Origin of the sequence: Veillonella tobetsuensis, assembly GCF_001078375.1 — a bacterium.
GTDB lineage: Bacteria > Bacillota > Negativicutes > Veillonellales > Veillonellaceae > Veillonella > Veillonella tobetsuensis.
This window is the reverse complement of the sequence record NZ_BBXI01000008.1, coordinates 21,595-28,393: the sequence shown is the minus strand read 5'-3', so window position 1 is coordinate 28,393 and position 6,799 is coordinate 21,595. Positions and strand designations below refer to the sequence as shown.

At 38.5% G+C, this 6,799-nt stretch carries 7 protein-coding genes; all 7 read right to left on the bottom strand.

Features of this window, described 5'->3' with window-relative positions; all coding sequences use genetic code 11:
- Positions 1-409 precede the first annotated feature (409 nt).
- Positions 410-1,360, bottom strand: a complete 951-nt coding sequence (locus VEI_RS02775) for an MFS transporter (RefSeq protein WP_223209314.1) — start codon at positions 1,358-1,360, stop codon at positions 410-412.
- A gap of 170 nt (positions 1,361-1,530) precedes the next feature.
- Positions 1,531-2,424, bottom strand: coding sequence for a protein translocase subunit SecF (gene secF, locus VEI_RS02770; RefSeq protein WP_059361775.1), 894 nt, complete (start codon positions 2,422-2,424; stop codon positions 1,531-1,533).
- Positions 2,421-3,695 carry a protein translocase subunit SecD gene (gene secD / locus VEI_RS02765; protein WP_059361773.1) on the bottom strand — a complete coding sequence of 425 codons (1,275 nt, stop codon included), beginning with the start codon at positions 3,693-3,695 and terminating at the stop codon, positions 2,421-2,423. The genes secF and secD overlap by 4 nt, the downstream gene beginning before the upstream one ends.
- 15 nt (positions 3,696-3,710) lie before the next feature.
- Positions 3,711-4,277, bottom strand: coding sequence for a 5-formyltetrahydrofolate cyclo-ligase (locus VEI_RS02760; RefSeq protein WP_059361770.1), 567 nt, complete (start codon positions 4,275-4,277; stop codon positions 3,711-3,713).
- Positions 4,277-4,567, bottom strand: coding sequence for a preprotein translocase subunit YajC (gene yajC, locus VEI_RS02755; RefSeq protein ID WP_059361768.1), 291 nt, complete (start codon positions 4,565-4,567; stop codon positions 4,277-4,279). The genes VEI_RS02760 and yajC overlap by 1 nt, the downstream gene beginning before the upstream one ends.
- Positions 4,568-4,645: 78 nt before the next feature.
- Positions 4,646-5,761: a tRNA guanosine(34) transglycosylase Tgt gene (tgt, locus tag VEI_RS02750; RefSeq protein WP_059361765.1), complete on the bottom strand. Its 1,116-nt coding sequence runs from the start codon at positions 5,759-5,761 to the stop codon at positions 4,646-4,648.
- A gap of 8 nt (positions 5,762-5,769) precedes the next feature.
- Positions 5,770-6,795: a tRNA preQ1(34) S-adenosylmethionine ribosyltransferase-isomerase QueA gene (gene queA, locus VEI_RS02745; protein WP_059361762.1), complete on the bottom strand. Its 1,026-nt coding sequence runs from the start codon at positions 6,793-6,795 to the stop codon at positions 5,770-5,772.
- Between the last annotated feature and the right edge of the window lie 4 nt (positions 6,796-6,799).

Here is a 6,799-nt window from a genome sequence, read left to right as displayed (position 1 = left end):
ATGGTTGGTTTTGACTTTGTCAAAACCCGCACTCTGGCATATGTTCAATCATATTGATTGATTACCTATCATTGTTCAGTTTTCAAAGATCTGTTTGCTAACCACATTCGTGTGCTAGCGACTTGATTATAATACCAAGTTCAGAGTATTTCGTCAAGCACTTTTTCAAAACTTTTTGAATTAAATTCATTGGTTTTAATTGGTGCTATCATTCGAAATTACGCTGCGTCCTAACGACTTTAACTAGTATATCACAAACGAAAAATACGTCAACATCTTTTTACTAGTTTTATAAAATTTCATTAATACCTCATATTAGAGCACCGTTTGTAACTTATAGTACATCTTACAATAGTAAATCTATCTTTATAAACAGAGGTTTCATATGCTTCTCCTTCTACAATAACTGTTACACCTCAAAATTTGAATAGCCTTTAATGATAAAATGATATAACCCTAAAGCAACCACCATAATAAGTGCTGTAATTTGATATAAATACTGATAACCCAATGCTTTAGCTATCATAGCTAAGATAATGGATCCTGCACCTACTGCAATATCAAGTGCTAGAAAATAGGTTGCCGTAGATACACCAGCTCTTTCAATAGGTGCCGATTGAACTGCTAAAGCTTGGAATGCCGGTTGTGCGGCTCCATAACCTAGACCAAGTAATGGTGCGGTACCTATAATGCCAACAGGTGTATCAGCTATTCCAAGTATAGCCAAACCCATTATAAATAAGATAATGCCAGGATAAATAACAAAACGCGATCCATATCGAGCGTATATCTTACCAACTAAAGGTCTGCTTATTATAATCATCAACGCAAATAGTGCAAAGAATACACTTCCCCATACACCAGCTCCTATACTATTTAATTCTATAGGGATAAATACAAGAACCCCCGAATAAGTAAAGCCAATAAATAAACCCATCAGTGCCCAAGGTAAACTTCGTTTTTCAATAAATTGAGATATGTGCCATCCCTTCATAGATTTGTGTTTTGGTTTTGCTAGTTCTTTAGGTAAACGAATCGTATTACTCAACACAAGAGCCACACCTGTCATAATGGTTAAGAAAAGATATAATATAGAACTTCCATATGCCTGTAATGCATATAAACCTACAGCTGGTCCTAATACCATGGCAATATTAGAAAATACAGCAAACATATTGATGCCTTCACCTTTACGGGCTCCTGGTAAAACTACTACGGCTAGGGCAGCCATAACAGTAGTTGCTAATGCAAATATAGCACCATGTAATCCACGTAGTACAAAGATTGTCTCAAGCGATGTTGTAAGATTAAACAATCCCATTATAATGAAGAATAATATGGATGAAAGTAATAAAAGCAGGGCTCCATAATCTATTAGGATTCACAATATCACACTTTCTAAACTAGACATCAATCCATAATGCTATCATTGTACCCTCAATTTCTATAGAATACAAGGACACTTGCATAAGAAAACCTCCAATTACGATACACGCAATTGGAGGTTTAACTTTCAACATAACAATCAAATTATTGATTGCGAATGTCGTTCTTATTTCTATTTTTCCAAAGCACCCATAAGGATGTGGCTACGCAAATAGAGGAATACGCACCACTGGAGAAACCAATAATCATACAAAGAGCAAAGTTCTTCGTTGTATCCCCACCAAATACGAATAGAGATACACAGGCAAACATAACTGTAGCTAATGTATAGAAACTACGATGAATACTTTGTTCAATGGATGCATTTGCCAAATCTGCAAATGTATCGGTACGTTTATGTGTATGTGCATTCTCACGGACACGGTCGAAGATAACAACTGATTCATTCATAGAATAACCTACAACAGTTAAGATAGCCGCTAAGAAGGATGCATCAATTTCCAACTGGAAGAAGGAGAATACACCTAATACCATAATCAAGTCATGAAAAATAGCTGCCAAAGCAGATATAGCAATTTTATATTCAAAACGATAAGAAATATAAAGAGCCAATACGGCAAAGGCAATGACAAGATTTAATAAAGCATGTTGTGTTACTTCAGAACCGATAACAGCACCTACGGTTTCAATACGTTTAACAGTATTAGTCCCAATAGTTTTTGTCATAGAATCTACAACAGCTGCACTTTCGCTAGGCTCAAGATTACGAGTACGAATCATTACATCTTTACCAGATGTCTCAGCAGTCGTATCGCCTGAAAGCTGAATTTGTGCACTTTCAAGGCCATATTCCTTCAAAACGTCACGCACTTGACTAACCTCCACAGGTTGATCAAATACGACCTCAACAATAGTACCACCAGTATAGTCAATACCAAAGTTAAAACCTTTTGAGAAAATAGATATTAAACTAGCGATTACAAGAATGGAGGAGATCACAAACCACCAACGATGATGTTTAATTACGTTGAAACTCATTTGCGTTTACCTCCTTTCAAGGATTTCGGTGCAAAGACATCAGCACTTTTACTTGGTGAGATATTAGCACCAAACCAGAATGGATGATTGGTAAAGTTACAATCAATCAATAAACGAAGTAAGAAATGACTCACAGTGATAGCAGTAAACATACTTACTACAACACCAAGACCCAAGCTGATAGCAAAGCCTTTTACCGGCCCAGACCCCAATAGAGTCAAAATCCCCGCCGTAATAATAACGGATACGTTCGCATCAGTAATGGTGGAAAGGGCACGTTTGAAACCAGCTTCCATAGCAACACGCATGGATTTACCAGAGAAAACTTCTTCTTTAAAACGTTCAAAAATAAGGATATTCGCATCTACGGCAACACCCATAGATAAGATAATACCCGCAATACCCGGTAATGTCATAGTCGCATTAAAACCTTTGCCTAATACAAGCAATAACAGCATAACATATACGAGCAACGCTACATTGGCAACGAAACCAGATAAGCGGTATAGTACGAGCAAGAAGACCATAATCATAGCGATACCAGCGCCAAAGGCAACTACAGATTTATCTTTAGAGTCTTGACCCAAAGAAGGACCTACGGTACGCACTTCAAGGACATTGATTTTTACAGGCAATGCACCAGAGCGTAAAAGGATTGCTAAATCTTTAGCTTCTTCTAGTGATTGACTACCAGAAATTGTAGCTTTACCACCAGTAATAGCTTGTTGAACCACAGGATTTGTCAACACATCACCATCAAGGGTGATTGCAATGTGTCGACCGATATTCTTAGATGTTAGATCAGCAAATTTCTTTGCACCTTCATCACTAAGCTCGATTGCAACTAGAGGTTGTTTGTTTTGACCCATTTCCTCTTTTGCATCTTTAAGATCATCACCGGTCATAACAGTTTCGCCCTTTTCATTCTTAAATTCAAGGACCGCTGTTTTACCGATACGTTTCATTGCTTCATCAGGATCTTTAACACCTGGCAATTCAATGATAATACGTTTTGCCCCTTCACGTTGCACGATAGGTTCTGACAAACCCATTTCATTAATACGACGTTCAAGGATTTGTTTTGCTCGTTCTACCGCATCACTATCGGCTGTGCCATGTTCAGTATCCTCTGCTTCTAGCACAATGTGCGTACCGCCTTGCAAATCAAGGCCTTGTTTTAATGAACCTGCTAAGGGTTCAATAAAATACGCAAAACAACCAATAATAGCAGCAATAACGACTAAGAATTTAACTATAGCCTTGCCTCTCAAAATTATTGCTCCCTTCTAATTGACATGAATTACACCCTGTTCTGTAACGATAGCGGGCATACGTTGGTCATAGCGTTCCATAGGTATGGGCTTATCCATAATTTGTACTTGCCATGCGACAGCGATGTAGTTAGATGGTGAAAGTTCTTTTAGGAAACGGTCATAATAACCATTCCCCATACCCATACGACCACCGTTTCGGTCGAATCCGGAACCAGGCACCAAAATCAAATCTATATCCTTAGGATCTATGATTTCATATGGTTCTTTAGGTACACGAATATTCAGAACACCGTGAACTACATCATCAAGATTATGTAAACGTACGGCAATCATCGTTGTCTTATCAATACAAACAGGTACATAAACGCGTTTACCTGCCTGTAAAGCATGTTCTATAACATCATCCAAATTGGCTTCTTTAGGCATCGCTAAGTAGGCCATAATCGATTGTGCCTGTTCATACTGAGGTAATTGAACAATCTCGTGACACAGCTTAGGTGCCCAAGATTCACAATCTGCAATAGATAAAGCAGCGCGCTGGGACTTGCACGCCTGGCGCACTGCTTCTTTTGTTATCATTACTTAGTTTCCTTATTTTTTTTAGAAACTACGGATGCGATAGCAGTACGAGCAAAAGTCATTTCAACCTTTTCCGCTACTTGTACCTTAACCTTTTCATCATCAAGTTCGATGATTTCGCCATAGATACCACCAATAGTTACAATTTTTTGACCTTTTTTCAAGCTGCTTAGAAGATTAGCACGTTCTTTTTGTTGTTTCTTTTGTGGACGCCACAACAAGAAATAGAAAATTACGACCATTAAAAGAATTGGCCAGCTGGTTTGTAAAATTTGTTCGATATCACCCATTGGTAATCCTCCTCACTAAAATTCATCTTATCTTTATAAGTATATCTATTCAAAATGAATTTGACTAGTTTTTTTATATTATTTATTAAAGTTATCCCAAAATTGCATTCTAAATTGAGGGAATCGATCCTCTAAAATAGCTTTGCGCATTTGGCGCATAAACTCTAATAAGAAATATAAATTATGGTATGTAACAAGTCTCAATGCTAAAATTTCTTCCGCCTTATATAAGTGGCGTAAATAAGCACGAGAATAGTTTTTACATGTATAACATTGACAACCTTCTTCTAAAGGACCCCAATCATGAGCAAATTGAGCATTGCGAATATTGAGTCGCCCATGCCATGTCATGGCCATTCCGTTTCTCGCAACCCGTGTTGGATATACACAGTCAAACATATCAATACCGCGTGCTACACCTTCTACCAAACAATCTGCTGTACCAACGCCCATCAAATAACGAGCTTTATTCGTTGGCAACAAAGGTGTTGTATATTCGAGAATTTCATTCATCAAATCGTGAGGTTCACCTACAGATAAACCACCGATGCTATAACCTTCAAAGTCCATAGCCACTAATTCTTCTGCACTTTGCTTGCGTAAATCCTTATACATACCGCCTTGTACAATGCCGAACATACCTTGTCGGTCCTGAGCACGACGAGCCTCTTGGCAACGATGAGCCCAACGGGTAGTACGCGCCGTAGACCGTTTTGCATAATCATGGTCCGCAGGATATGGAATGCATTCATCAAAAGCCATCGCAATATCAGAACCTAATTGCTCTTGAACTTTTGTGGCTACCTCTGGAGAAAGGAATTGTTTAGATCCATCAATATGAGATCTAAAGGTTACACCTTCTTCCGTAATCTTACGCATATCGCCTAAGCTAAATACTTGGAATCCACCGCTATCAGTCAAAATAGCTTGATTCCAATTCATAAATTTATGAAGACCACCTGCTTCTTCTACGAGTTCAGGACCGGGTCTTAAAAACAAATGATACGTATTGCTTAAAATCACCTGTGAACCAATGACTTTTAATTCTTCAGGTGTCATTGTTTTTACTGTAGCCTGTGTTCCTACGGGCATAAACATAGGCGTCTCATACGTGCCATGCGGCGTATGTAACAGACCCGCGCGAGCCCCCGTATGAGGACAGGTTTTCTGTAGTTCATATGTAATACTCGGCATAGAATCTCCTAACGTATAAACATGGCATCGCCAAAGCTAAAGAATCGATACCGTTCTTTTACAGCAGCCTCATAAGCCGATAAACAATGTTCACGACCAGCCAATGCACTAATAAGCATTAATAATGTAGATTGTGGCAAGTGGAAATTTGTGACCAATGCATCTACCATTTTAAATTTATAACCTGGGTAAATAAAAATCTTAGTCCATCCGCTAGTAGCATGTAATACACCGTCATCGGTAGAAGCAGATTCTAAGGTGCGAATTGATGTAGTACCTACAGCAATAATTCGCTTGCCCTTTTCTTTCGCCTCATTAATACGACGGGCCGTATCTTCAGACACGCTGTAAAATTCACTATGCATATCGTGATTTTCAATGATATCAACAGATACAGGTCTAAAGGTGCCTAAGCCTACATGAAGTGTAACAAACTCTAACTCTACACCTTTAGCTTTAATTTTCTCCAATAATTCAGGTGTAAAGTGTAGCCCAGCTGTTGGTGCAGCGGCAGAACCTTTTTCCTTTGCATACACCGTTTGATACCGATCTTTATCTTCTAATTTTTCGTGAATATAAGGCGGTAGTGGCATCTCCCCAATATCTTGAATGATATCATCGAATACACCATCACAAGCAAACTCAACAATGCGACCACCAAAATCAGTCTTATCTATAACAGTCGCCTTTAAGCGTTCATCAAACACAATGACTTGGCCGATTGGACATTTCTTACCTGGCTTAACAAGACATTCCCAGCGATTTTCACCACATGGTGTTAACAACAATACTTCGATCTTGCCGCCAGAACCTTCACGATAACCATACAATCGAGCAGGAATAACCTTCGTATTATTAAATACAAGAACATCACCATCCTGCAATTCATCGAGTAATTCGTAAAAATGTTCTTTATGTGTATATTCACCAGTTATTTTATCCAATGTAAGCAAGCGCGATGTATCGCGTGGCTCTACTGGATGTTGAGCGATGAGCTCCTCTGGTAAATCATAATCAAAATCTGTAACTTTCATTCTT